This is a genomic window from Methylobacterium sp. ap11 (assembly GCF_900110515.1).
Lineage (GTDB): Bacteria > Pseudomonadota > Alphaproteobacteria > Rhizobiales > Beijerinckiaceae > Methylobacterium > Methylobacterium ajmalii.
Window position 1 is genome coordinate 95,663 of the sequence record NZ_FOEB01000024.1, and the last position, 25,288, is coordinate 120,950.

General features: G+C 72.2%; 27 protein-coding genes and 1 tRNA gene. 21 read left to right on the forward strand and 7 right to left on the reverse strand.

All coding sequences use genetic code 11. The annotated features are described in order from the left end of the window. Positions 1–4 precede the first annotated feature (4 nt). The 8 genes from BMX97_RS25975 (at position 5) to ppx (ending at position 9,428) form a co-directional block, all read left to right on the forward strand. Positions 5–1,276, forward strand: coding sequence for a TadE/TadG family type IV pilus assembly protein (locus BMX97_RS25975; RefSeq protein ID WP_177202358.1), 1,272 nt, complete (start codon positions 5–7; stop codon positions 1,274–1,276). Between the two features lie 135 nt (positions 1,277–1,411). Then, complete coding sequence (locus BMX97_RS25980; RefSeq protein ID WP_244533385.1) at positions 1,412–1,798, forward strand: phasin; 387 nt, start codon at positions 1,412–1,414, stop codon at positions 1,796–1,798. A 303-nt stretch (positions 1,799–2,101) separates the two neighbouring features. Further along, positions 2,102–2,977: a hypothetical protein gene (locus tag BMX97_RS25985; RefSeq protein WP_091754082.1), complete on the forward strand. Its 876-nt coding sequence runs from the start codon at positions 2,102–2,104 to the stop codon at positions 2,975–2,977. 91 nt (positions 2,978–3,068) lie between these two features. Beyond that, positions 3,069–3,341, forward strand: coding sequence for a hypothetical protein (locus BMX97_RS25990; protein WP_091754083.1), 273 nt, complete (start codon positions 3,069–3,071; stop codon positions 3,339–3,341). A gap of 185 nt (positions 3,342–3,526) precedes the next feature. Beyond that, entirely contained in the window at positions 3,527–4,660 is a 1,134-nt protein-coding gene (locus BMX97_RS25995) for an AI-2E family transporter (RefSeq protein ID WP_091754112.1), read from the forward strand. 23 nt (positions 4,661–4,683) lie between these two features. Continuing rightward, entirely contained in the window at positions 4,684–5,397 is a 714-nt protein-coding gene (locus BMX97_RS26000; protein WP_091754084.1) for a P-loop NTPase family protein, read from the forward strand. Between the two features lie 226 nt (positions 5,398–5,623). Then, positions 5,624–7,828 carry an RNA degradosome polyphosphate kinase gene (locus BMX97_RS26005; protein WP_244538653.1) on the forward strand — a complete coding sequence of 735 codons (2,205 nt, stop codon included), beginning with the start codon at positions 5,624–5,626 and terminating at the stop codon, positions 7,826–7,828. A 64-nt stretch (positions 7,829–7,892) separates the two neighbouring features. After that, positions 7,893–9,428: an exopolyphosphatase gene (gene ppx, locus BMX97_RS26010; RefSeq protein ID WP_091754085.1), complete on the forward strand. Its 1,536-nt coding sequence runs from the start codon at positions 7,893–7,895 to the stop codon at positions 9,426–9,428. Between the two features lie 36 nt (positions 9,429–9,464). Here the strand turns inward: ppx and BMX97_RS26015 are convergent, their stop codons facing one another. Then, entirely contained in the window at positions 9,465–10,082 is a 618-nt protein-coding gene (locus BMX97_RS26015) for a GNAT family N-acetyltransferase (RefSeq protein WP_244538650.1), read from the reverse strand. A 202-nt stretch (positions 10,083–10,284) separates the two neighbouring features. Here BMX97_RS26015 and BMX97_RS26020 point away from each other — a divergent pair, with 202 nt between their 5' ends. The 4 genes from BMX97_RS26020 to BMX97_RS26035 all read left to right on the forward strand — a co-directional run bounded on the left by BMX97_RS26020 (position 10,285) and on the right by BMX97_RS26035 (position 13,754). Further along, on the forward strand, positions 10,285–11,172 hold the full coding sequence (locus BMX97_RS26020) for an alpha/beta hydrolase (RefSeq protein ID WP_091754086.1): 888 nt from the start codon (positions 10,285–10,287) through the stop codon (positions 11,170–11,172). Positions 11,173–11,369: 197 nt separating this feature from the next. After that, positions 11,370–12,434, forward strand: a complete 1,065-nt coding sequence (locus tag BMX97_RS26025) for a lysylphosphatidylglycerol synthase domain-containing protein (RefSeq protein ID WP_091754087.1) — start codon at positions 11,370–11,372, stop codon at positions 12,432–12,434. Then, on the forward strand, positions 12,431–13,276 hold the full coding sequence (locus BMX97_RS26030; RefSeq protein WP_091754088.1) for a class I SAM-dependent methyltransferase: 846 nt from the start codon (positions 12,431–12,433) through the stop codon (positions 13,274–13,276). Before BMX97_RS26025 ends, BMX97_RS26030 begins: the two co-directional genes overlap by 4 nt. A 151-nt stretch (positions 13,277–13,427) precedes the next feature. Further along, positions 13,428–13,754, forward strand: a complete 327-nt coding sequence (locus BMX97_RS26035; RefSeq protein ID WP_091754089.1) for a hypothetical protein — start codon at positions 13,428–13,430, stop codon at positions 13,752–13,754. Here BMX97_RS26035 and BMX97_RS26040 read toward each other — a convergent pair. Next, entirely contained in the window at positions 13,747–14,328 is a 582-nt protein-coding gene (locus BMX97_RS26040) for a CDP-alcohol phosphatidyltransferase family protein (protein WP_091754090.1), read from the reverse strand. The genes BMX97_RS26035 and BMX97_RS26040 overlap by 8 nt on opposite strands. Before the next feature lie 91 nt (positions 14,329–14,419). On the opposite strand from BMX97_RS26040, the gene purM reads away from it, so the two are divergent. The 3 genes from purM to BMX97_RS26055 all read left to right on the forward strand — a co-directional run bounded on the left by purM (position 14,420) and on the right by BMX97_RS26055 (position 16,675). Then, the gene (purM, locus tag BMX97_RS26045; RefSeq protein ID WP_091754091.1) at positions 14,420–15,496 is read left to right on the forward strand and encodes a phosphoribosylformylglycinamidine cyclo-ligase; all 1,077 of its coding nucleotides are present in this window, start codon (positions 14,420–14,422) and stop codon (positions 15,494–15,496) included. After that, positions 15,493–16,152: a phosphoribosylglycinamide formyltransferase gene (purN, locus tag BMX97_RS26050; protein ID WP_091754092.1), complete on the forward strand. Its 660-nt coding sequence runs from the start codon at positions 15,493–15,495 to the stop codon at positions 16,150–16,152. The genes purM and purN overlap by 4 nt, the downstream gene beginning before the upstream one ends. Positions 16,153–16,318: 166 nt before the next feature. Beyond that, on the forward strand, positions 16,319–16,675 hold the full coding sequence (locus BMX97_RS26055) for a VanZ family protein (RefSeq protein WP_091754093.1): 357 nt from the start codon (positions 16,319–16,321) through the stop codon (positions 16,673–16,675). Between the two features lie 43 nt (positions 16,676–16,718). On the opposite strand, the gene BMX97_RS33175 is transcribed toward BMX97_RS26055, so the two are convergent. From BMX97_RS33175 to BMX97_RS26070, 4 genes are all read right to left on the reverse strand, one after another. After that, a complete protein-coding gene (locus BMX97_RS33175; RefSeq protein ID WP_165602118.1) occupies positions 16,719–16,874 on the reverse strand; it encodes a hypothetical protein in 156 nt (51 codons plus the stop codon). A gap of 136 nt (positions 16,875–17,010) precedes the next feature. Next, positions 17,011–18,141 carry an ABC transporter substrate-binding protein gene (locus tag BMX97_RS26060; protein ID WP_091754094.1) on the reverse strand — a complete coding sequence of 377 codons (1,131 nt, stop codon included), beginning with the start codon at positions 18,139–18,141 and terminating at the stop codon, positions 17,011–17,013. Continuing rightward, positions 18,138–19,523 carry a sensor histidine kinase gene (locus BMX97_RS26065; protein WP_091754095.1) on the reverse strand — a complete coding sequence of 462 codons (1,386 nt, stop codon included), beginning with the start codon at positions 19,521–19,523 and terminating at the stop codon, positions 18,138–18,140. The genes BMX97_RS26060 and BMX97_RS26065 overlap by 4 nt, the downstream gene beginning before the upstream one ends. Beyond that, positions 19,520–20,197 (reverse strand): response regulator transcription factor, encoded by a 678-nt coding sequence (locus BMX97_RS26070; RefSeq protein WP_091754096.1) that lies wholly within the window; start codon positions 20,195–20,197, stop codon positions 19,520–19,522. Before BMX97_RS26070 ends, BMX97_RS26065 begins: the two co-directional genes overlap by 4 nt. Before the next feature lie 141 nt (positions 20,198–20,338). On the opposite strand from BMX97_RS26070, the gene BMX97_RS26075 reads away from it, so the two are divergent. The 5 genes from BMX97_RS26075 (at position 20,339) to BMX97_RS26095 (ending at position 23,967) form a co-directional block, all read left to right on the forward strand. Then, a complete protein-coding gene (locus BMX97_RS26075) occupies positions 20,339–21,109 on the forward strand; it encodes an ABC transporter ATP-binding protein (protein WP_091754097.1) in 771 nt (256 codons plus the stop codon). 107 nt (positions 21,110–21,216) lie between these two features. Beyond that, complete coding sequence (locus tag BMX97_RS26080; RefSeq protein WP_091754114.1) at positions 21,217–22,071, forward strand: ABC transporter permease; 855 nt, start codon at positions 21,217–21,219, stop codon at positions 22,069–22,071. Between the two features lie 190 nt (positions 22,072–22,261). Then, complete coding sequence (locus tag BMX97_RS26085) at positions 22,262–23,278, forward strand: ABC transporter substrate-binding protein (protein ID WP_091754098.1); 1,017 nt, start codon at positions 22,262–22,264, stop codon at positions 23,276–23,278. Positions 23,279–23,399: 121 nt separating this feature from the next. Beyond that, positions 23,400–23,606 (forward strand): hypothetical protein, encoded by a 207-nt coding sequence (locus BMX97_RS26090; RefSeq protein ID WP_143074716.1) that lies wholly within the window; start codon positions 23,400–23,402, stop codon positions 23,604–23,606. Positions 23,607–23,745: 139 nt separating this feature from the next. Beyond that, a complete protein-coding gene (locus BMX97_RS26095) occupies positions 23,746–23,967 on the forward strand; it encodes a hypothetical protein (RefSeq protein ID WP_091754100.1) in 222 nt (73 codons plus the stop codon). 10 nt (positions 23,968–23,977) lie between these two features. Here BMX97_RS26095 and BMX97_RS26100 read toward each other — a convergent pair whose 3' ends face one another. Further along, entirely contained in the window at positions 23,978–24,367 is a 390-nt protein-coding gene (locus BMX97_RS26100) for a response regulator (protein WP_091754101.1), read from the reverse strand. A gap of 321 nt (positions 24,368–24,688) precedes the next feature. Between BMX97_RS26100 and BMX97_RS26105 the strand changes: the two genes are divergently transcribed. Continuing rightward, positions 24,689–24,778, forward strand: a tRNA-Ser gene (locus BMX97_RS26105). Positions 24,779–25,288: the final 510 nt, after the last annotated feature.

Consider the following 25,288-nt stretch of genomic DNA (forward strand, 5'->3'; position numbering starts at 1 on the left):
TGCGATGATGGGGCTGCTCGCCCGCTTCCGATCCGACCGCCGCGGCGCCATCGCGGTGATCATGGCGCTGACGATGATCCCGGTGCTCTTCCTGGTCGGGGCGGGGATCGACTACGCCCGTGCCGCCGCGGTCCGGGCGAAGCTCCAGACCGCCACCGACGCGGCGGTGCTGGCGGTGATCCGCGAGGCGCCGACCCTGGCGTCCGAGGCCGCGTTCCAGGCCCGCGCCCGGGCCTTCTTCGACGCGAGCTTCCCGCCCCAGACCGGCGTGACGGTGACCGGCTTCACCCCGGCCCGGGCGGGCACGCAGGTGACGGTCAGCGCCACCGCCCAGGTGGAGATGACCCTCGGGCGCCTGATGCACCCGGGCCCGCTCGTGGTCGGCGGCACGTCGCAGGCGATGTCGGGCGGCCGGTCGCTCGAGGTGGCGCTGGTGCTCGACAACACCGGCTCGATGAACGACGCCGGCAAGCTGCCGGCCCTGAAGCAGGCGGCCAAGGATTTCCTCGCCTACCTCGACAAGGTCGTGGCCACCCGTGCGGATGCCAAGGTCGCCCTGGTCCCGTTCTCGACGCAGGTGAACCTCGGCACCGCCGTCACGAGCGCCGGCTGGCTCAGCTACGCCAAGCTCGGCACCGTCGGCCCGGCGAGCTGGCAGGGCTGCATCGCCGACCGCGACCAGCCCTACGACGTCCAGGCCCCGAGCACCGAGCCGTCCGGCGCCGCCGCCTACCCGGCCGACCGCTGCGCCTCGCTCCAGAACGGCAAGCCGACCCTGGCGGCGATCCGCCCCCTCGGCACCGATTACGGGACGCTCAACGCCGCCATCGACGCGATGAGCGCGGGCGGCGCCACCAACGTCACCATCGGGGTCGCGTGGGGCCTCGAGGCGCTCACGCCCTACGGGCCGCTCGCCAGCGCGGCGAGCCTCGCCGACGGCCGGGTCACGAAGGTCATGATCGTGCTCACCGACGGGCTGAACACGCAGAACCGCTGGAAGATCGCCTGCACGGGCAACTTCCTGTACGATCTCCTCGCCCTCCCCGGCTGCGTCGACGACAGCGTCATCGACGCCCGCACGCTCAGCGCCTGCACGGCCGCCAAGACCGCCGGCATCGTCATCTACACGGTGCGGGTGATCGACGGGAATGCCGACATGCTACGGTCCTGCGCGAGCAAGGACGGGTTCTTCTACAACGTGATCACCGCCGACGACCTGAAGCCGGCCTTCCAGAGCATCGGCCGCTCAATCGCGCAGTTCCGACTGACGCAGTAAGGCCGGCCCCTTCCCGCGCAAGCCCCGCGGGACGCCCGACCCGTTGACTCTTGCGTTGCGTTGCAGCATCGTGATTGCTGCGTCGCACAAATTCGATCGGGCGGCGCGCATAGCGACAAGCCGGAGCCCACGCCCGTGAGCAGCACCCAGAAGCCCTTCGAGATCCCGTCCGAGATGCGCGACTTCGCCGAGAAGGGCGTGCAGAACGCCCGCACCGCGTTCGGCACCTTCCTGGGCTCCGCCCGCAAGCTCGCCGAGACCGTGCAGACCTCGACCCAGACCTCGCAGACCGGCATGGGCACCGCCGTCGCCCGCGGCTTCGACTACACCGAGCAGCACGCCACCGCGACCTTCGACCTCGCCGAGAAGCTCGTGCGCACCCGCGACGTCAAGGAGGCCCTGGAGCTGCAGGGCGAGTACATGCGCAACCAGATGAGCGCGCTGCAGACCCAGGCGAAGGAGTTCGCCACCCTGTCCGAGTCGATCAAGGCCGACATGACCAAGGCCCAGGCCAAGGCCTGAGACCGAGGGCTCGGACCGATGTCCGAGGCCGGGGCCTGACGCCCCGCGGGTGAGGCCCCGGCCTCACCCCGCACCCCCGGCGAATCGGGCCCCGCGCCGCCGCCCGCCCGGGAAGCCCGCGGCCGGGCGCGCTCGCCCCGATCGCCGCGGCGATCCGCCAAAGCCGATCCGACAGGTCCCTCCGACACGTCGATCCGGATCCGCCGGTGCCCCGGACGAGCCTGCCGGCGCGCCGGTTGCCGCGCGTTCGCCCCCCGCATCGGGTCGAGGGCGGCGCGTCCGCTACCCCGAGGAGGCCGAGCCATGACCACGCGCCGCAGCGACAAGACCCGCAAGCCGCCCCGCCGCCCGCCCGTCCGGACGGCCGCGCGGACGAATGGTGCATCCCAGTCCGTCCAGGGCGAGACCGCCCCGGTCGACGCCGTCGCGGCGGCTTCCGCCCCCGAGGCGATCGAGACGGCTTCCGAGACCGTGGCCGAGACGGCCGCCACCGCCGAGACCGTGCTTGCCGATCAGGCCGAGCCGGCCCGCGCCCAAGAGGTTTCGGCCCAAGAGGAGTTGGTCCAAGAGGAGCCGGTCCAGGAGGCCGCGCCCGAGCCTGTCGCCGAGCCGGAACCGGCCGGGGCCGACGACGTGATCCCCGCCGAACCCGTCGCCGAGACGGCCGAGGCTCCGACGACCGCGTCCGACGAGGTGCCGGCCGACGTCGAGGCGGCCCGGGAAGACGCCGTCGCGCAAGGCGAGGCCATCGCCCGGGATACGGTGACCCAGGATGTCGGGGCCCAGGATGTCGAGGCCAAGAACCTCGCGACCGACGCAGCGGCCGGGCCCGAGCCGGTCGCTGCGTCGCAGGACGCGCCGGTGATCCCGGCCGCCGCGCCGGCCTCGGCCGCCGAGGCCCCCGGGCGGACCGGCGCGGCGCAGGAGCCGCCGCTGGCCGCCATGCAGGGCTTCATCGAGATCAACGGCCGGCTGATGGCGTTCTTCCAGGGCGAGGGCCAGGCCGCCGTGGCGTTCTGGAAGGCGGCCCTGACCGTCCGCTCGCCGGGCGACCTGGCGCAGCTCCAGGCCGCCGAGATGAGCCGGGCGCTCGACGCCGCCCTCGCCTGCTGGACCGACCTCGCCCGCCGCATGGGCCGCCTGGCGAGCGCGGTGCCGCCGCGGTCCCGCGCCGCCTGAGCGCGCTTCCGGCCGGCATCCCCGATGCCGGCCGCCCCGTCCGGGCCGCGACGGCCCGGACCGCGAACCGCAACCGCAGAAGGAGACCGGGATGTTCGACGCTTGGTACGCGACCGCGATGCTCGCGATGGAATCCCAGAAGGTCATCGAGCTGCGCATGATGAAGCTCGCCTGGGGCGGCGTCGCCGGCCAGGTCGAGGCGCAGCGGATGGTGAGCGAGAAGATCGGGGCCGCCCTCGAGGCGACCGGTACGCTCTTGGGCGGCGGCACGCCGGAGGCGGTGATCGACCGCTACCGCGAGCATGTCCGCAACAACGTCGCGCGCCTCTCGGCGCCGGCCGGCGACCAGCCAGCCGGCCACTGACGGCCGCGCGGGCAGGCCCCGCGCCCCGTTCCCGGGCCCGACGGCCCCCCGGACGCCCCAACGGACGACCGCGCGCGGGCGCCCTCGCCTCACGCCACGCTTGACCCTGCGGCGCGCCGCTTCCATCTCGGGCCGGCCGGGGCGCGACGGATTCGCGTGAGGGACGGGTTGCCGCACAGATGCCGATCCAACGCCGGGCCGCCATCACCCTGGCCGTGCTCGCCCTGCTGGTCTTCCTGCTCTACCAGCTGCGCGACGTGCTGCTGCCCTTCGTGGCGGGCGCGGCCCTGGCCTACGCCCTCGATCCCGTTGCCGACCGGCTGGAGCGCCTCGGTCTCGGGCGGCTCGCCGCGACGCTGCTCATCCTCGCGGGCTTCGTCTGCGGGCTGATCCTGACGCTGATTCTGGTGGTGCCGCTCGCCGCCAACCAGATCGCCGCCCTCGTCGCCTCGCTGCCGGCGATGATCGCGAAGCTCCAGGCGATCATCGCCGAGCGGGCCGGCCCGCTGATCGAACGGGCCGGCGGCGCCGGCGCGTTCCAGGAGCTGCAATCCTCCGTCGGCAACCTGACCGGGCAGGCGGTGGCCTGGCTCCTCGGCTTCCTGCGCTCGCTGTGGTCGGGCAGCCAGGCGGTGGTCGGCATCGTCTCGCTGCTCGTGGTGACGCCCGTGGTGGCGTTCTATCTCCTGGTCGACTGGGACCGGATGATCGCCACCCTCGACCGCTGGGTGCCGCCGCGACACCGCGACACCGCCCGCACCCTCGGCCGCGAGATCGACGGGGCGATCACCGCCTTCATCCGCGGCCAGACCCTGGTCTGCCTCCTGCTCGGCACCTTCTACGCCGTCGGCCTGTGGTGCGTCGGACTCAATTTCGGCGTGCTGATCGGCCTGATCTCGGGTCTCCTGACCTTCATCCCGTATGTCGGCTCGCTCACCGGCTTCCTGCTCTCCACCGGCGTCGCCCTGGTGCAGTTCTCCCCCGACTGGGTCTCGGTGGTGCTGACGGTCGGGGTCTTCCTGGTCGGGCAGTTCCTCGAGGGCAACGTGCTCCAGCCCAAGCTCGTCGGCGACGCGGTGCGGCTGCACCCGGTCTGGCTGATGTTCGCGCTCCTCGCCTTCGGCTCGCTGTTCGGCTTCCTCGGGCTGCTGCTCGCGGTGCCGGTGGCGGCGGCGATCGGCGTGGTCGCGCGCTTCGGGGTGAAGCGCTATCTGGAAAGCCGCCTCTACCACGACGGCACGCCGATCCTGGCCGCCGACGCGACGGTGGCGAGGGTCGCGGCCGCCGAGGCCGCCCCGCCCGCCCTCTCCAAGCCGTGAACCCGCGAGATCTCCCGCCCCGCATGCCAGACCAGCCGCGCCAGCTCGCCCTCGACCTGCCGGTCGACGCCCGCTTCGGCTCCGAGGACTTCCTGGTCAGCCCGTCGAACGAGACGGCCTACGCCCGGATCGAGGCCTGGCCCGACTGGCCGGACCGGGTGCTCGTGCTCACCGGCCCGCCGGGCAGCGGCAAGAGCCACCTGGCGGCGATCTTCGCCGAGCGCGCCGGCGCCCTCGTCCTGCCGGTCGCCGCCGTGACCGCGGCGGCGGTGCCGGAGATCGCCGGGGCCGACGCCCTGGTGATCGAGGATGCCGACCGCGAGGCGGGCCGCGACGAGGCCGCCCTGTTCCACCTCCTCAACCTCGTGCGCGAGCGGGGCCTCAGCGTCGTGGTGACGGGCTCGGGCCCGGTCGAGGCCTGGGGCCTCGCCACCCCGGACCTGCGCTCGCGCCTGCGGCTCGCCCCCGGCGTCGCCCTCGACCCGCCGGACGAGGCGCTGCTCAAGGTCGTACTGGTCAAGCTGTTCCTCGACCGCCAGCTCGTCGTCGACACCAGCGTGGTCGACGCCCTGGCTCTACGCCTCGACCGCTCGCTCGCCCGCGCCCGGGACGTGGTGGCGGTCCTCGACCGCGAGGGCCTGAGCCGGCGCCGGCGCATCACCCGACCGCTCGCCCTCGCAACGCTGGCAGCCCTGGAGGGCGAGGTGCCGGAGGACGGCGAGGAGGACGAGGAATAGGGCAGACCGCCGCACCGTTCACGCAATTGTCAAAGTGTCCTGTCACCGGGAAGGGCTCGAAGCCCTGACCCGGCATCCATCCCGTCAAGGAGGTACCATCGTGTCGGACACCGCAGCCGGAGCCAGTGCCATCCCGGTCCTCGACGAGACCGAGGCGACGCCTGCGACGAACGGAGATGTCCGCCACGAGGCGAGGGAAGGGCTGACCGCCCCCGACGCCGTGCGGGTGGCCGACGAGGCGCAGGCGGCGCAGGAGGCGGCCCGCCTGGCCAAGGCCGAGGCGGTCGAGGCCGGCCTGGCGCTGCGCCACGAGCCCGGGCGCTTCGTCAACCGCGAATTGTCCTGGCTGCAGTTCAACCGTCGGGTTCTGGAGGAGGCCTCGAATACCGGCCACCCGCTGCTGGAGCAGCTGCGCTTCCTGTCGATCTCGGCCAACAACCTCGACGAGTTCTTCATGGTGCGGGTCGCCGGCCTGCACGACCAGGTCCGCGCCGGCCTCACCGCGCCGTCCGCCGACGGCCTCTCCCCGGCCGAGCAGCTCGCCCGCATCGACGCCGAGGTCACCGGCCTCGCCCGCGACCAGCAGGGCCGCTGGCGCGAGCTGCGCGAGGCGCTCCACCACGAGGGCATCGACCTCGTCGAGGCGATGGACCTGTCGGCGGAAGAGGCGGCCTGGCTGGAAGACTACTTCCTCCAGCACATCTTCCCGGTGCTGACGCCGCTCGCCATCGATCCGGCCCATCCCTTTCCGTTCATCCCGAATCTCGGCTCGACCATCGCGCTCACCCTGGTGCGGCCGCGGGACGCCCGGGCGCTGCGGGCGCTGATCCGCCTGCCCTCGATCATCGACCGCTTCGTGCGCCTGCCCGATCTCGGCCAGACCGGCACCGCCCGGTTCATCGCCATCGAGCAGGTGATCGTGCTGTTCACGAGCCGCCTCTTCCCGGGCTACCTGGTCAAGGGCCAGGGCGGCTTCCGGGTGGTTCGCGATTCCGACCTCGAGATCGAGGAGGAGGCCGAGGACCTGGTGCGGCACTTCGAGACGGCGCTGAAGCAGCGCCGCCGCGGCGTGGTGATCCGGCTCGAGGTCGTCGCGACCATGCCGGAGGATCTGCGCACCTTCGTGGCCGACGAACTCGAGATCGCCGCCGACGCCGTGTTCGTGGTCGAGGGGATGCTCGCCCTCAACGAGTTGTCGCAGATCGTCGGGATCGACCGGCCGGACCTGAAGTTCAAGCCCTACAACCCGCGCTTCCCCGAGCGCATCCGCGAGAGCGGCGGCGATTGCTTCGCGGCGATCCGCCAGAAGGACTTCATCGTCCACCATCCCTACGAGTCGTTCGACTCGGTGGTGCAGTTCCTGTCGCAGGCCGCCCGCGACCCGAACGTGGTGGCGATCAAGCAGACGCTCTACCGCACCTCGTCGAACTCCCCGATCGTCGCGGCGCTCGCCGAGGCGGCGGAAGCCGGCAAGTCGGTGACGGCCCTCGTCGAGCTGAAGGCGCGCTTCGACGAGGAGGCCAACATCCGCTGGGCGCGCAACCTCGAGAAGGCCGGCGCCCAGGTGGTGTTCGGCTTCATCGAGCTGAAGACCCACGCCAAGCTCTCGATGGTGGTGCGCCGCGAGGGCGACCGCCTGGTGAGCTACTGCCACGTCGGCACCGGCAACTACCACCCGATCACGGCGCGCATCTACACCGACCTGTCGTTCTTCACCGCCGACCCGGTGATCGGCCGCGACGTCTCGCGGATCTTCAACTTCATCACCGGCTACGCCGAGCCGGCGGAGCTGGAGCGGATGGCGGTCTCGCCGCTGACCCTGAAGGCGCGCCTCCTCGAGCACATCGCCGAGGAGATCGCGCACGCCAAGGCCGGCCGCCCGGCGGCGATCTGGATCAAGTGCAACTCGCTCGTCGACACCCAGATCATCGACGCGCTCTACGACGCCAGCGCCGCCGGCGTGCCGATCGACTGCGTGGTGCGGGGCATCTGCTGCCTGCGTCCCGGCGTGCCGGGCCTGTCGGAGAACATCCGGGTCAAGTCGATCGTCGGGCGCTTCCTGGAGCACGGCCGGGTCTACGCCTTCGGCAACGGCGCCGGGCTGCCCCACCCCAAGGCCCGGGTCTACATCTCGTCGGCGGACCTGATGAGCCGCAACCTCGATCGTCGGGTGGAGGCAATGCTGCCGATCCTCAACCCGACCGTGCACCAGCAGGTGCTCGACCAGATCATGATGGCGAATCTCCTCGACAACCAGCAGAGCTGGCGTGTACTGGCGTCGGGCGCGAGCGAGCGGATCGAGCCCGCAGAGGGCGAGGAGCCCTTCAACGCGCATAAATATTTCATGACCAACCCGAGCCTGTCGGGGCGCGGGAAGGCATCGAAGAAATCGAGTCCGCGCGCGCTCAGCCGGCGCGCCCAGCGCGCCTGACGCGGCCGCCGGGGCCGGTCCCCGGGGCCGTCCGTCCGGCGGCGCTCCCGTCATGAGGACCTGGATGGGCCTGGATCAGACCGCCCTCAACGAAGCCGCGCTCGCCCGGATCGAGCCCGGCGCCCCCGTCGCGATCATTGACATCGGCTCGAACTCCGTCCGGCTGGTCGCCTATTCGGGCATCAGCCGGGCGCCGACGCCGCTCTACAACGAGAAGGTCCTGTGCGGCCTCGGCCGCAACGTGCTGACCACCGGCCGCCTCAACGAGGAGGCGGTGCGCCGCGCCCTCCAGGCGCTCGCCCGCTTCCGGGTGCTGTGCGAGGCGATGCATGTCGGCCAGGTCTTCGTGCTCGCCACCGCCGCCGCCCGCGACGCCGAGAACGGCCCGGCCTTCCTGGAGGCAGCCGCGGCCGCCTGCGGCCACCCGATCGAGCTGCTGTCGGGCCGGCGCGAGGCGGAGCTCTCGGCCTACGGCATCATCTCGGGCTTCCACGCGCCGGACGGCGTCGTCGGCGATCTCGGCGGCGGCAGCCTGGAGCTCGTCGACCTGCGCGGCTCGGCGGTCGGCAGCGGCGTGACCATGCCGCTCGGCGGCCTGGCGCTGCAGGACCTCAGCGGCGGCTCGCTGAAGAAGGCCCGCAAGATCGCCGCCGAAGCCCTCAAGAAGGCGGGCCCGCAGCTCGACACCCTGAAGGGCCGCACCTTCTACGCCGTCGGCGGCACCTGGCGGGCGCTCGCCCGCCTTCACCAGGCGGCGCGGGACTACCGCCTGCACGTCATGCACGGCTACGCCATCGAGCCGAACGACGAGCTGTCGTTCCTGCAGGTCGTCGAGCAGTCCGAGGCCGCGACGCTCGCCGCCGTCGAGAGCGTGTCGGAAGCCCGCCGGCCGCTTCTCGCCTACGGGGCGGTGGTGCTGGAAGAGGTGATCCGCTCGGGGAAGCCGCGCGAGATCGCGATCTCGGCCACCGGCGTGCGCGAGGGCCTGCTCTACGAAAAGCTCGACGACGCGGCGCGTGCCCGCGACCCGCTGCTGCTCGCCGCCGCCGAGCTCAACCGCCTGCGCTGCCGCAGCCCCGGCCACGGCCCCGAACTCCAGGCCTGGACCGACGCCTTCATGGCGAGCCTGTCGACGCCGGAGACCGCCGACGAGCGCCGGTTGCGCCACGCCGCCTGTCTGCTGGCCGATGTCGGCTGGCGTACCCATCCCGACTATCGCGGCGAGCAGAGCCTCAACGTCATCGCCCACGCCTCCTTCGTGGGCATCGACCATCCGGGCCGGGCCTATCTCGCCGTGGCGGTGTTCTTCCGCCACGAGGGCGTCGCCCCCGAGAAGGCGAGCCCGCTGCTGCGCCAGCTCGCCGGCCCGCGGCTGTTCGAGCAGGCACGGCTGCTGGGTGCGGTCCTGCGCGTCGCCTTCCCGGTCTCGGTGGCGATGGAGGGCATCCTGCCGCGCACGCCGCTCGCCATGCGCGACGGCGTGATCGTCCTCACCCTGCCGCAGGACCTGAAGGACCTCGCCAGCGACCGCCTGTCGAACCGCCTGCGCGGCCTCGGGCGGCTGCTCGGGGTCGAGGCGCGGATCGAGATCGCGGCGTGAGCGGGTGCCCGGGCGCGAGACCGCCCGGGCCTCGCCTTACCCGACGAGGAGCGGCACCTGCCCGGCCTCGCGGGGGAGCGCGCCGGTGAGGCGCGGATCGGGCGCCACCTCGATCGCCCGCGCGTAGGGGCGAAAGCCCGAGCGCTGGTAGAACGCCACCGCACCCGGATGGTCGAGGGTGCAGGTATGGACCCAGAACCGGCGGATCGGCTCCGCGAAGGCCCGGCGCACCGCCTCGTCCATCAGCCGCCGGCCGCGCCCGCTGCCGACCGCGTCCGGGACGAGGCCGAAATAGGCGAGGTTCACTTCGCCGGGCGTCCTCCGGTCGAGTTCGAGGAGGCCGACGTCGCGCCCGTCCTCGGTCAGCGCCAGGGCCTCCACCTCCGGGTCGCCGAGGATCGCCGTCAGGGCCTCGTCCGTCATGCCGGCGCGGCCGAACCACAGCCAGGGCGTACCGATCGCCGCGTAGAGGGCCCGGTAGCGGGCGAGGTCGGCACCGATCGGCGAGAGCGGCAGTGGCTCTCGCTCCGCCCCGGGGCGCGATGGCGGCGCCGTCATCTCCAGGTAGGTCACCACCGCGGCGACGTGGGTCGGCGGGATCGGGGTGTGGCCGTCGAGGCGCAGGCGGGGATCGTCGGTCGGGGCGTCGCTCACGGCGGGGGCGTCTCCTGTCGCGGATACAGGGAGGGGGCGGACCCGTTTCCCTTGTGTCAAGCTTTCTCGTGCGAGGCTGGCGCAGGGCAGCGATTCGCTCCGGCGAGGCTGGGCGAACCGGGCTCGGCCGTTAGGTGACCCGGGACTCGATCGCGGCCCCGGGTGGCGGACCGCCCATCGCATCGTCGAAGAAGGCACGGGCATGCACGAGGCACAGGCGCGGGATCGACGCCGCTTCACCGTCGTCACCGAGCCCCGGGCCCGGATCTCGCACCGCCTGATCGAGCGCCGCGACGGTCCGGCCCTCGAATGGATCGAGGCCGAGCCGGCGGGCGAGCCCCGCGGCGCCCCCCTGCTCTTCGTCCACGGCGCCTTCGGCGGCGCCTGGATGTTCGAGGAGATCTTTCTGCCCCACCTCGCCCGGCGCGGCCGCCGCGCCGCCGCGGTGAGCCTGCGCGGCCACGGCCGCAGCCAGGGCGGGCGGCAACTGCGCGATGCCACCCTGTCCGACTACCTCGCCGACGTGAGCCTGGCTCTGGCGCAATGGGGCGAGCCGCCGGTGCTCGTCGGGCATTCCCTCGGCGGGCTGCTGGCCCAGCGGCTGCTGGGCCGGGTGCCGCTGCGCGGCCTCGTGCTGATGGCGTCCCTGCCGCCGGAGGGTCTCGGCGTGGTCGGCCCGCGCATCGCCATGACGGATGCGGGCTTCTGGGTCGAGGCGCTTGCGGGCTCGCTGCTGCCGGGCCGCGAGCCCGCGGTGGCGCTCGCCCGGCACTGGCTGTTCTCAGAAGGATTGCCGCTGGAGCGCGCCCAGAACTACGCCGCCCGGATGTCGGCCGAGAGCCCGACGGCGCTGGCCGAGGCGCATTGGCCGATGCTGCCGCTCTCGGCGGCCTTCGCGGGCGTGCCGTCGCTGGTCCTCGGCGGCGCCGACGACCGGATGATCTGGCCGGCGACGACCTGGCGCACGGCGCTCTACCACGGGGCCGAGCACCGCTCGGTGCCGGGCATCGCCCACTTCCTGCAGCTCGATCTCGGCTCGGAGGGCGTCGCCCGCCTGCTGCTCGACTGGCTCGACGCACGCGGCATCTGAGCGAAGCCGCTTTCCTCATCGCGAAGCGATCAATCGGAAAGCGTATGACGCCGGCGGCGGACCGATGCCGCCGCGGGACCGGCACGAAACCGTCACGATCCCATGAAAGGAGGGGCCGTCGGCGCGGCGCCGTTCTTGCGGTCCTCCGCAGGGTCGGGCAGAAGCGCGCGCGAGAATGGGGACGCGACGGGACCGCGATGAAGAAGATCAAGGATTTCATCTGGCCGGTCATCGGCCTCGGGGCCGTCGTGGTCTCCGTCTATCTGCTGTGGCACCTGCTGAAGGGCCTGTCCTTCGCCGACGTGAAGGCGAGCCTCGCGGCGATCCCGCCGCACCGCTACGCGCTCGCCGTCCTCTCGACCCTGGTCGCCTACGCGGCTTTGGCCTGGTACGACCGGATCGCGCTCCTGCATCTCGGCGTGAAGGGCATCTCCTGGCTCTTCGTCTCGGTCTGCTCCTTCACCACCTACGCGCTGTCGCACAACATCGGCGCCTCGGTGTTCTCCGGCGCGGTGGTGCGCTACCGCGCCTACACGTCGAAGGGCCTCTCCACCGCCCAGGTGGCGGTGCTGGTGGCGCTCTGCTCCTTCACCTTCGGCCTCGGCACGGCATTCCTCGGCGGCCTGGTGCTGGTGCTCGAGCCCGAGCTCCTGCAGCGCGTGGCGAGCCTGCTGCCGCCGGTGCTGGCGAGCCCGACCACCGCCCGCCTCGTCGGCTTCGGGCTCCTCGGCTTCGTGGCGCTCTACGTCATCGGCTCGATCCTGCACTTCCGGCCGCTGCACATCCGCTCGTTCAAGATCGAGTATCCGCGCCCCAACATCATGGGCCGCCAGCTGATCGCCGCCCCGCTCGAGCTCTTGGGCGCCGCCGGCATCATCTACTTCGCCCTGCCGGAGGCCGGGAACCCGGGCTTCCTCGTGGTGCTGGCGGTGTTCCTCGCCTCGTTCTCGGTCGCGCTGGTCTCCAACGCCCCGGGCGGCATCGGGGTGTTCGAACTCGTCTTCATCACGGCGATGCCGGACCTGCCGAAGACCGACGTGCTCGCCGCCGTCCTGATCTTCCGCCTGTTCTACCTGCTGGTGCCCTTCGCCCTGGCGATCGGCGTGGTGCTGCTGTTCGAGCGCGGCCGCCTCGCCGACGCCCTGAGCAGCAAGGCGAAATCGCCCCCGAACGTGCCGCCGCCGCCGGTCGACGGCCCCGGCATCACCCCGGACCTGCGCGACGTCCAGGGCCGCGACCTGAAGGTGCGCAAGGCGGTATGACCCGCACCCGCCTGCGCCGCGCCGGGCTCGGTCTCCGCGCCCTGCTCGGCCTGCCGGCGGGCGGCTTCCTGATCCCGTACCGGCATGCCGGTGCGGCACGGGCGGAGGGCTACCCGGCCCTCCGCCCGCTCTTTTGCGAGGCCGAGCCGGCCTTCCGGTCCGTGCTGGCCGAGATCGAGGCGCTTGCCCCGGACCTCGCCCGCATCGCGCAAGGCGGCCCCGGCCTCGTCGGCGAGCGGCCGGCGCGCTTCGCCCAGGACTGGTTCCCCCGCCTCGACGCCGCCGCCGCCTACGCCCTGGTGCGGCGCGAGCGGCCGGCACGCATCGTCGAGATCGGCTCGGGCCATTCGACCCGCTTCCTCGCGCAGGCCGTCCGCGACGGCAGCCTTACGACCGCGATCACCTGCATCGATCCCGCGCCCCGGGCGCCGCTCTCGGGCCTCGGCCTGCGCCACGAGGCGCGGCTGTTCGGACCGGCGGACGCGGAAGAAGCGGCCGGGCTCGACCCCGGCGACATGCTGTTCATCGATTCGAGCCACGTCGCGATGCCGGGCACCGACGTCGACCGGCTGATCCTCGACGTGCTGCCGCGCCTGCGCTCCGGCGTGATCGTGCACCTGCACGACATCTTCCTGCCGGACGCCTACCCGGCCTCCTGGGCCTGGCGCGGCTACAACGAGCAATTGCTGGTCGGCGCGCTGCTCCAGGGCGGCGCCTACGCGCCGCTTTTCGCCAGCCGCTACGTCGCGACCCGGGGCGGCTGGCCCCTCGACGGCGTCCTGGCGCGCCTGCCGCTGCCGGAGGGCGCCTTCGAGACCAGCCTGTGGCTGCGCAAGCGCTGAACCCGGCCGCCGGATCCCTCCGCGAATCCACCTGAAGGACGGGTGTGGATTGCCGGGATGCGTCGAATGCCGCCGATCGAAGAGGGCGGCCGCTTAACGCTTGCCTGAGACGATGACGCCCGTCTGGAACGAGCGGTTTGGGGGCGGAACGATGCGTGCAGGTCTGATGGTCGGGCTGGCCGCCCTCGGGGTCCTCGCCGCCGCGGCCCCCGCGGAGGCCAAGGGCCGGCGCGGCGGCTTCTCCTTCATCACCCGCAGCCATGCCGCTCCCGCGGCCGCCCCCGTCGTAGCCTCCGAGATGCCGCGCCTGCGCACGGCCGCCGCCGACGGGCCGGAGCCGATCACGACCGGCACCACCGCCCCCGTCATCCGGCGCGACGCCGCCCCGGCGCCCGCCCCGAGCCCGGCGCCGGCCAAGCCCTGGTGCACCACCGGCCGGGTGTTCGGCTCGGGCGCCGGGTTCTGCGCCATCAACTGACGGGCTCGCTCGAAGCCCGACCGGCGTCCCCTCCCCGCAGGGCGCGAACGCCCTGGACCAGGGCCGAGACGACCGACAGCCCGGCCAGCGCCGGCATCGCGACCGCCTCCGCCCCCGTCGCGGCGATGCCGAGCGCCCGGCTGCCGAGGAGCCAGGCCAGGAAGGCGATCTGGCAGGCGGTGTTGAGCTTGCCGACGAGGAGCGGCGGGCTCGCCAGCGACCGGCCGGCGAGCCGGGCGAGACCGGCCCCCGCCACCATCACGGCGTCGCGGGCGACGAGCACCGCCGGGAACCAGGCCGGCACGAGCCCGGCGAGCGTCAGGCTCACCAGCACGGCGAGCATCAGGGCCTTGTCGGCGAGCGGATCGAGGATCGCGCCGAGGCGGCTCGCGAGGGCGTAGCGGCGGGCGAGGAACCCGTCGATCCCGTCCGAGATCCCCGCGAGGGCGAAGACCAGGAACGCCGCGCCCCAGGCCTCGCGGGCGATCGCCCAGACGACGACCGGCACCAGGGCGAGGCGGGCGGCGGTGATCAGGTTCGGCAGCGATCGAAACAGGCTCTTCGTCAGCGTCATGGTTCCTCTGGGCTGCCCCGACTCGCGGTCTCGGGCAAGAGCGGCTAAGAGCGGTCGCAGCATGGCAAGGATCGAGGCGAAGGGTCGAGGGATGACGACGGGCGAGCGCCAGAACGGGATGACCTACGCGGAGGCGGGCGTCGACATCGATGCCGGCAACGCCATGGTCGAGGCGATCAAGCCCCTGGTGCGGGCGACCCGCCGGCCGGGAGCGGATGCGGAGATCGGCGGCTTCGGCGGCCTGTTCGACCTGAAGGCCGCGGGCTTCAAGGACCCGATCCTGGTCGCGGCCAACGACGGCGTCGGCACCAAGGTCAAGATCGCGATCGAGACCGGGCGCCATGCCACGATCGGCATCGACCTCGTGGCGATGTGCGTCAACGACATCATCGTGCAGGGCGCCGAACCGCTGTTCTTCCTCGACTACTACGCCACCGGCAAGCTGGTGCCGGGCGTGGGCGCCGACATCGTCAAGGGCATCGCCGAGGGCTGCCGCCAGGCCGGCTGCGCGCTGATCGGCGGCGAGACCGCCGAGATGCCGGGCCTCTACGACGGGTCCGACTACGACCTCGCCGGGTTCTCGGTCGGCGCCGCCGAGCGCGGCGCGCTCCTGCCGGTCGCCGGCATCGCGCCGGGCGACGTGGTGCTGGGCCTGCCCTCCTCGGGCGTGCACTCGAACGGGTTCTCGCTGGTGCGCCGGATCGTGGCGGCCTCCGGCCTCGGCTACGACGCGCCCGCGCCGTTCGCGGCGGGCAAGCGCCTCGGCGAGGCCTTGCTCGAGCCGACCCGCATCTACGTCAAGCCGCTGCTGGCGGCGCTCAAGGCCACCGGCCACGGCGCCATCAAGGCGCTCGCCCACATCACCGGCGGCGGCTTTCCCGACAACCTGCCCCGCGTCCTGCCGGACGGCGTCGGCATCGCGCTCGACCTCGACGCGGTGAGCGTGCCCCCGGTCTTCGGCTGGCTCGCCCGGGAGGGCAACGTCGCCGAGGCCGAGATGCTGCGCACCTTCAACTGCGGCATCGGCATGGTGGTGGTGGTCGATCCGGCGCAAGCCGAGGCGGTCGAGCGGGCGCTCCAGGCGGCCGGCGAGACGTCGGTTCGCCTCGGCCGGATCACCGAGCGGGGCGAGAGCCCGGTGACCTATTCGGGGCGCCTCGCCCTATGAGCGCGCGGGCCAAGGTCGGCATCCTGATCTCGGGCCGCGGCTCCAACATGGCGACGCTGCTCGAGGCCGCGCGGGCGCCGGACTACCCGGCCGAAATCGTCCTCGTCGCCTCGAACCGGCCCGACGCGCCGGGCCTCGCCCGGGCGGCGGAGGCCGGCATCGCCACCGAGGCGGTCGACCACCGGGCCCATCCCGACCGGGCCGCCTTCGAGCGGGCGCTCGACGCGGCCCTGCGCCGCCACGGCGTCGAGTTCCTGGTGCTCGCCGGCTTCATGCGGGTGCTCACGCCCTGGTTCGTCGAGGCCTGGGCCGGGCGGATGCTCAACATCCACCCCTCCCTGCTGCCGCTGTTTCGCGGCACCCACACCCACGCCCAGGCGCTCGCGGCCGGCGTGCGGGTCCACGGCTGCACGGTCCACTTCGTGGTGCCCGAGCTCGATGCCGGCCCGATCGTCGCCCAGGCCGCCGTGCCGGTGCTGCCCGACGACGACGAGGACGCCCTGAGCGCCCGGGTGCTGGTGCAGGAGCACCGGCTCTACCCCGCGGCCCTCGCCCTGGTGGCGAGCGGGCGGGCCCGCCTCGACGGCGACCGGGTGGCGTTCGCGCCGGGCAGCGGTGGCGCCGAGGGCGCGCTGGTGGCGCCGAGCCTCCCGTGACCGGGCCCCGCCCGACCGCGCTTCGCCCGACACGGCGACGCACATCCCTCGGGCGGGATCGTAACCATTTCGAGCCAGGATCGCGCGGCCCGGGGCGGTCCGGCACCGGGCCCAGCGCGTCCTTCCGCTATCCGGGCCGTCCACGCCCGCACGGGTCTTCCGTCCCATGTCCCGAGCGTCTCGCCTCCTCGGCTGGCTGATCCTGGCCGCCATCGTGGCCGCGACCGTCGCGCCGATCGGCTACCGGCCGGTCAGCGGCGCGCCGGTCTCGGTCGAGCGGTTCGGCGCCTTCGCGCTGCTCGGCTTCCTGTTCGCGGTCGGCTATCCGCGTCACCGCTGGCGGGTCCTGCTGCTGACGATCGCGGCTGCGGGCGCCCTTGAGGCGTTCCAGCTCCTCGAACCGACCCGGCACGGCCGGATCGCCGACTTCATGGTGAAGGTCGTCGGCTGCGGCTGCGGCTCGGCGGCCTCGCTCGCCGCCGGACTGGTCTGGCCGCGACTGCAGCCCCGCGACGAAGCGTGAGGAGCGGCGCCCTGGAGGCGCCGCAGCTCGTCGATCCTTCCGCTCAGTTGATGCTGTAGGCGCGCTCGATGACGACGCCGCAGCTCTCGGCGAGGCTGAACGCCATGTCGCGGCTGAGGCCGAAGATCAGCGGCGTCTCGCCGCGATAGAGCGTGTAGCGGCCATCGGGCCGCACGGTGATGCGAACCGGGTCCTGCATCCGATGCTTCCTCCGATGTCCGGCCTCTCGTGACGGGGCCGGATCACGGGCGGCAATGCTAAGCCGATTCGGCCCGGGCGCGAAGAGGCGCGATTCGGGGCCGCGCCGGCGACATCACGGCGACGTCACGGCGACATCACGGCTCTTGCCGCCGCGGTCCGCCGCGGGGCGCCTCCGCGCCGATCGACTGGCGCCACTCGGCGAGGAAGCGGGCGCGCTTGGCCCGGTCCTGCACCGCGAGCAGCACCGGCCCGACGGTGATCGGCCGCAGGATGCCGGCGGTGGCGAGGCTCGGCGGGCCCTCGACGCCGGAGGGCAGCGGGCCGGTGCGGTCGAAGAAGAACGCCTCCTCGCGCGAGACCTTCTGGCCGCGGGCCGACAGCAGGTAGTCCACGAACGCGAAGGCGTCGCCCACCGCCCGGGCGGTGACCGGCACCAGGACGGCGCGGCTGAGCACCAGGGTGTAGTCCCGCGGCACGACGAGCCCGATCCGGGCGCCGCGCCGCATCGCCCGGTAGACGTAGGAGCCGAGCAGGTTGTAGCCGATGACGATCCGCCCGGCCTCGAGGTCGGCGATCAGGTCGCCGGTGCAGCACCGCACCCGCAGATCCGCCCGGCCGAAGGCCTCGACGAGGCGGCCGTAGGTGGCGGCCGCCCGGGCGTCGTAGGCGGCGAACAGGTAGCCGATGCCCGACAGGGTGATGTCGTAGGAGCCGATCCTGCCGGCATAGGCCTCGGGCTTGCGCCGCAGCAGGTCGACGAGGGCGACCCGGCTGTGCGGCACGTCCTCGGGCGGCACGAGGTCGGGCCGGTAGGCGATCACCGCCGGCTCGGTGGTGAAGCCGAACACCTCGTCGCGCCAGGCCGCCCAGTCGGGCTGGCGGGCGGTCTCGAAGGAGCGGTGGGCCCGGGCGCAGCCGTCGTTGGCGAGCTTGATCAGGTGGTCGACCGAGGAGGAGATCACCACGTCGGCGGGGTAGTCGCGCGCCGCCCGGCCCGCGGCGCAGGCCGCCGCCACCTCGCCGAACAGGTCGGCGGTGACGTATTCGTGGTAGACCACGGTCACGTCCGGATAGAGCTGCTGGTAGTCGCGGATCAGCGGCGCCATCGCGTCGGCATCCGCCGCGGCGCGGATCGTCAATACCGTACGCTCGTGCTCGCTCGCCGGGAAGCGGGTCACCTCCTCGGCGCCCGCCGCCCCGGCGGCCAGGAGGACGAGGAACGGGGCGAGGCGCGGGGCCAGCGCCCGGGCGAGGCGGCCGATCATGCCTCCACTCCGTCGGGCAGGGACAGGATCACCGAGAAGCCCCGCTCGGAATGGGTCTCGAAGCGCATCTCGCCGCTATGGGCCGCGGCGACCTCGGCGGCGATCGAGAGGCCGAGGCCGGACCCGACCGCGCCGCCGGCAGCGGCCCGGAACGGCTCGCGCACCCGGGCCCATTCCCCGGTCGGGATGCCGGGCCCGTCATCCTCCACCGCCAGCAGCACCCGGCCGCGCTCGCGCCCGACCCGGACGGTGAGCCGGCGGCGGGCGCCGTGCTTGTAGGCGTTGTGGATCAGGTTCGACACAGCCTCGCGCAGCGCGATCGCGTCGCCCGGGATCGTCACCGCCTCCTCGGGGCCCTCGTAGCCGACATCGACCGCCCGGTCGCCGGGCTGCTGCTGCACCGCCTCGATCAGGGTGCGGCGGGCGAGCCCCGCCACGTCGACCGGGTCGAAGGCGACGGAGCGGGCGCGGTGGATCACCATGGCGTGGTTGAGGAGCTGGTTGGTGAGGTGGCCGAGCTCGGCGGTACGCGCGCGGATGCGGGCGAGCTGGTCGCGCCGGCGCCCCTCGTCGGTCTCGCGCGACAGGAGGTCGAGCTGGGCGGAGAGCGCGGTCAGCGGCGTGCGGATCTGGTGCGCCGCATCCGCGATGAAGCGCTTCATCACCGCGACATGGCCCGACAGCCGGCCCATGAAGTGATCGATCGAAGCGACGAGCAGGTGGATCTCCCGCGGGGCAGCGAGGCCGAGCGGCTGGAGGTCGTTGGGCCCGCGGGCCGCCAGCACGCCTTCGATGGCACGCAACGGCCGCAGGGCGGTACGCACCGCCACCGCGACGGCAACGAGGGCCAGCGCGCTCATCGCCAGCACCATCAGGCTCGCCTTGACGGTGAGCGCCCGGGCGAGCCCATTGCGCGCTTCGCGGGTCTGGGCCACCACCACGACGGCGAAGCCCGCCTTCGCGGCATCCGGCACGTAGCGCCCGGCCACCACCGCCCGCACCGCCTGGCCGCGATGCTCGGCGTCGAGCAGCACGGGTCCCGCCGCGAGGCGGGCCCGGTCCACCGGCACGGCGAGGTCGGCGTCGCCGGTGAGCAGGCCGTCGGCGGGATCGAGCACCTTGTAGAAGATCCGGTCGCGGGGGCTGAGGCCGAGGGTCTCGAAGGCCGAGAACGGCGGGTCGACCGAGATCTCGCGCCCGTCGCTGGCGATGGTCTCGGCGATCTGGAGCGCCGCTCCGACGAGAAGCCGGTCGTAGGCCTCGTCGGCGGCGAGCCGCGCCGAGGCCCAGGCGGCGACGAGGAGCAGCCCGGCGCCGACCGCGAGCACCAGGGCAAGCACCGCGACGAGGCGGGCAAACAGCGAGGAGCCGCGCAGGATCATGCCTCCGGGCCGACGACCTGGTAGCCGAGCCCCCGCAGGGTGCGGATCTCGGCCTCGGCCCCGGCGGCGGCGAGCTTGCGGCGCAGCCGCGCCACGATCTGCTCGACGGCGTTCTCGCTCGATTCCTCGTCGAGGGCGAAGACCCGCTCCAGCAATTCGCCCTTGGGAAAGATCCGGCCCGGCCGCGCCGCCAGGATCTCGATCAGGGTCCATTCGCGCCGCGTCAGGTCGAGGGCCTCGCCCGCCACGCTGGCGCTGCGGGCCTCCCGGTCGAGGCGCAGGTTGCCGAGGATCAGCGCGTTGTCGGCATGCCCGCTGTTGCGGCGCAGGAGGGCACGGACCCGAGCTTCCAGCTCGCGGAAGTCGAACGGCTTCACCAGGTAGTCGTCGGCACCGAGATCGAGCGCACCGACCCGGTCGTCGACCTCCGAGCGGGCGGTAAGCACCAGCACCGGCACCGGCCCGCGGCGCGCCCGCAGCCGCTTGAGGATCGCGAAGCCGTCGAGCCCCGGCAGGTTCACGTCGAGGATCACGAGGTCGTAGGCCTGGACCGCGAGCAGCGCGTCGCCGGCCTCTCCGTCCATCTCCCAGTCGACCGCGTGGCCGAGGGCCCGCAGGCGCACCGCGATGGCCTCGCCGACGTCCCGCGTGTCCTCGACGAGCAGGATGCGCACAAAAGTTCCTCTTCGTCGGGCCGGTGGAGATATCCGTCAGGTCGGCGACAGGTTCGGACCCTACCCCACGCTCCAATGCCCGGCCAAGCGCATGCCGCCAGGAAGCAGGGCCAAGCGACGAAGATCCGGGGAGGCAAAGCCATGAACGCACGTCCGACCATCGTTCCCGAGCCGCTGCTCCAGGTCGAGGGCGTCACGCTCCAGTACAAGACGACCGATCATCTGGTCACCGCGACCTACCGGGTCGATTTCGAGGTGATGCCGGGCGACCGCTACATCCTCCTCGGGCCGTCGGGCTGCGGCAAGTCCACCCTGCTCAAGGCGATCGGCGGCTACATGACCCCCGTCGAGGGCGAGATCAAGCTCAAGGGCCGCAAGGTCACCGAGCCCGGCCCCGACCGGATGATGGTCTTTCAGGAATTCGACCAGCTCCTGCCGTGGAAGACGGTCAAGCAGAACGTCGCCTTCGCGCTGACCGCCAGCGGCCGCGCCACCGGCACGGAGGCCATGGACCGGGCGATGTCCTACATCGAGAAGGTCGGCCTGGCGAAGTTCGCCGATTCCTTCCCCCACATGCTGTCGGGCGGCATGAAGCAGCGCGTCGCCATCGCCCGCGGCATGGCGATGGAACCCGACATCCTGCTGATGGACGAGCCCTTCGCGGCCCTCGACGCGCTGACCCGGCGCAGGATGCAGGACGAGCTCCTGCGCCTGTGGGACGACACCCGGTTCACGGTGCTGTTCGTCACCCACTCGATCGAGGAGGCGATCAAAGTCGGCACCCGCATCCTCCTGCTCTCGCCCCATCCGGGCCAGGTGAAGGCCGAGCTCAACAGCCTGCCGGTCTCGGAACTGGGCACCGCCGCGCAGGGCGCCCTCGAGACCCGCATCAACGACATGCTGTTCGCCTGACAATCACACGATCCGGGAGACACGCCGTGACCGCCACCCTGGCCCCGCTTTCCTCACCACCACTCGCCGCCCCGCCCCTCGCCTCCCCGCCCCTCGCCTCCCCGCCGCTGGCGCAGCGGCCCGAGATCGTGCGCGAGACCTCCGCCTCGGGCGCCGTCAGCGTCGAGCAGCGCCTGTCCTTCGCCGAACTCGCCTACCGCCAGAGCTGGCTGCGCAAGGCCGCCGTCCTCGCGGTGCTGGCGGTGGTCTGGGAGGCCTATGGCCGCTGGCTCGACAACCCGCTGCTGTTCCCGACCTTCTCGGCGACCGTCGAGGCCTTCGCCGCCGCGATTCTCAGCGGCGAGATCCCCACCAAGGCGCTGGTGTCGCTCCAGACCCTCGCCATCGGCTACGGCATCGGCATCGTGCTGGCCGCCCTGCTCACCACGATGGCCATCGGCTCGCGGATCGGCACCGACCTGCTCGAGACGCTGACGGCGATGTTCAACCCGCTGCCGGCGATCGCGCTGCTGCCGCTGGCGCTGATCTGGTTCGGCCTCGGCCAGGGCAGCGTGGTCTTCGTGCTGGTCCACTCGGTGCTGTGGGCGATCGCGCTCAACACCCATGCGGGCTTCCGCTCGGTCTCGAACACGCTGCGGATGGTCGGGCTGAACTACGGCCTGCGCAACCTGTCCCTGGTGCGGGCGATCCTGATCCCGGCGGCCTTCCCGTCGATCCTCACCGGCCTCAAGGTCGGCTGGGCCTTCGCCTGGCGCACGCTGATCGCCGCGGAGCTGGTCTTCGGCGTCTCCTCGGGCTCGGGCGGGCTCGGCTGGTACATCTTCGAGAACCGCAACGCGCTCGAGACCACCAACGTCTTCGCCGGCCTGTTCACCGTGATCATGATCGGCTTGTTCGTCGAGAACGTGATCTTCGCCAACATCGAGAAGAAGACGATCCGCCGCTGGGGCATGCAGCACTAGAGAGCTTCACGATCGCGTTGCAATCGCGAAGCTCTCTAGGTCTTTGATTTCGCCGCATTTTCCACGACGAACCGGCATCCACTTCGTCGGAAAATGCTCTAACGCCCACGCCCCCTGGACCTCCCGCGGCCCAGGGGGCAGAGATGCCCCGCAAGCACCACGGCAAGAACGACGAAAACGGGAGGACCCCATGTTCGCACGCAAGCTCCTCGGCCTCGCCGCCGGCGCCGCCCTGGCGCTCACGATGGGCCTCGGCCCGCTCCGCGCCGAAGTGTCGGAGATCCGCATCTCGAAGGGCTACGGCGTCCTCTACCTGCCGCTCTTCGTGATGCAGGAGAAGAAGTTCCTCGAGTCCCAGGCCGCCAAGGCGGGGCTCGGCGACGTCAAGGTGACCTGGCTGACGCTCGACGGCGGCAACGTCATCAACGATGCGATGATCGCCGGTTCGCTCGACATCGCCGGCACCGGCGCGCCGGGCTTCCTGGCGCTGTGGTCGAAGGGCCGCGGCAGCCCGAAGACCGAGGTGATCGGCGTCTCGGGCATGTCGGCCACCGCCCTCGACCTCAACGTCAACAAGCCGGAGATCAAGTCGCTCGCCGACTTCACCCCGAAGGACAAGATCGCGATCCCCGGCATCAAGACCTCGCTCGCCGCGGTGGTGCTGCAGATGGCGGTCGCCAAGCAGTTCGGGCCGGAGAACTACACCAAGCTCGATTCGAGCACCGTCGGCCTGCCCCACCCCGAGGCGGTCGCCGCGCTGCTGTCCGGCCGGACCGAGATCGTCGGCCACTTCGCCTCGCCGCCCTTCACCAACGTCGAGCGGGCCGACCCGAAGGTCCGCACGATCCTCAAGGCGTCGCAGATCTTCGGCAACATCACCCTCGACGTGGTGTTCGCGCTCAAGCGCTTCACCGAGGCGAACCCGAAGACGACCCTGGCCTTCCTGGCCGCCCTCGACGAGGCCTGCGACTTCATCACCACCAACAAGGCCGAGACCGCCGAGATCTTCGCCCGCGCCTCGAAGGTGAAGGTGTCGCCCCAGGAGGTCGCCCAGATCCTCGACGATCCCGACAGCAAGTTCTCGGCGACCCCGCACGGCATCATGGAGTTCGTCACCTTCATGAACCGGGCCGGCATCATGAAGACCAAGCCCGCCACCTGGCAGGACCTGTTCATCCCGGCCCTGCGCGAGCGCGCCGGCAGCTGAGGCCCGCCGTCCCGGCCCCTCCGGGCGAGGACGGAATATTTTCACAACGGAGCCCCGCCGCGCCCCCGCGCGACGGGGTTTTTTAACCGACCGTTAAGCCTGTCCGCCCGTGATGGCGGCCATGCCGACTCACGCGACGACCGCTTCGCCGACCCTCGACCCGCTCGGGGATGCCCGGGATCTCCAGGCCAGCATCGCGGCCCTGCGCCTTCTCCTGAAGGCCCAGGGCCGCCAGTTCGAGGCGATCGAGCGCCGCCTCTCCCCGCCCGGCAACCCGGCCGAGACGGGGGCGCGGCGGCTGCGCGCCCTGAAGACCGGCAGGGCCTGATCCGGACAGCGATTCAACCTCGAACTGCAATCTCGCGAGTCGCGCACGCAGGTGACCAAGCCGTAACCGTGATCGACTCGCGGATGGACCGCGCCCTCCCGCTCAGCGTTATCCAGTTGACAGTGAGAGGAGAGGAAGCGTGGACACCTGCAGCGGGACGCCCGTCAGCCTGACCCTGGGTCGACACAGGATCGAGGGCGTCCTGCGGGCCGTGGGCGAGACCGTCGACATGCCCGCCGAGGCGGGCCATCCGGCGCGCCGGCTGCGCAACCTGATCCTCGATTTCGGGCCGGCCTGCGCCCCGGTCGAGGTCTGGCTGGCCGAGCCGCCGCAGCCGGGCCCGGCCGTCGCCCCGACGTGAGGCGCCCCGCTCAGGGATTCATCAGGGTCCTGAGGACGTCGAGGATGTCGTCGCCGCGGCAGGGCCGGGCGACGAAGCGGGCATGGGACGGCATCCGCTCCGGATCCGGCTTGCTGCGCCCCGAGACCACGACGATCGGCAGGTCGGGCCGCATCTGCTCGGCCGCGCGGGCGAGGTCGAAGCCATCGGTCTTGCCGGACAGCTCCACATCGGTGATCAGCGCGACGATGTCCGTGCGCGCGGTCAGGAGGCCCAGCGCCCGCTCGGCCGAGGCCGATTGCAGCGCCTCGTAGCCGGCCGCGTCCAGGACGTCGCTGAGATCCATGATCGTCAGCGCCTCGTCCTCCACGACCAGGACCACGGGCCGCTCGTCCTTGGCAGTCACGGTGTCGTTTCCCATGTCGCCCGTTCTCACGTCGCCTGTCCTTGCCGGTCGGGCCCGATCCGGACGCCCACCCGGGAGGGGCGCGGGGTCCGGGGGCTGTCTCCTGGTGTCGCTCGGCCGATTCCGGCCGGCCGCCGCGGACGCGCCGGCCGTTGATCGAAACGGCCGATACCCTGCACAGGTTGCAGCGGCCCTTCGTCCGGCGTCCGATCTTCCCCTCCCCGGCCCGACAGGAATTCGCCGCTCCGACGATCTCGCGCTTGCGCCGCGGCCCCAGCCCCGCTAGAGGACGGCACCCGACCTGCACGGGCGCCCAGCGCCCCGCAGATCTGGCCCGGAGAGGTGGCCGAGTGGTTGAAGGCGCACGCCTGGAACGCGTGTATACGGGCAACCGTATCGAGGGTTCGAATCCCTCTCTCTCCGCCAAGTCCCTTTAAGCTATTGCTGGACTTGGTTTTTTTCTCGCTTCCAACGGCTCACACGCTGACACTGTGTCACCGTGGCCGTATTGGGGGTGAGGTCCGCAGTGCGCCGTGCGGAGTACCTGCAATGCCGTCGCGGGCGCTGGTTCGTCCGCCTCAGAGTTCCGGTTCACCTCCGAGCCGCGATCGGGCAAAGCCACCTCGTCCGTTCCCTCGACACAGATAGCGAAGCGGTTGCTCAGGAGAGGCGCTGGGTCGCGCTGGCGCTGCTCTGGGAGTGGATCGGCGCTCAAACCGTTTCGGACGGCTGGGAGCCCGCCTGGGCGGCTGCTCTTACCAGTTCACAACGGTGTGATCACGATGGAGCCGAAGGTTGCCCCCGTGGTCCGGTTGCACCTGCCGCCGATAGTTCGAACCTGAAACTGAGCCAACCTCGCCCCACATCGGCACAGCGCCTTCAGCAGCACACCATCTTGAGCATGATGGAGAGATGGCTCCGTGAGATCGAGGGGGT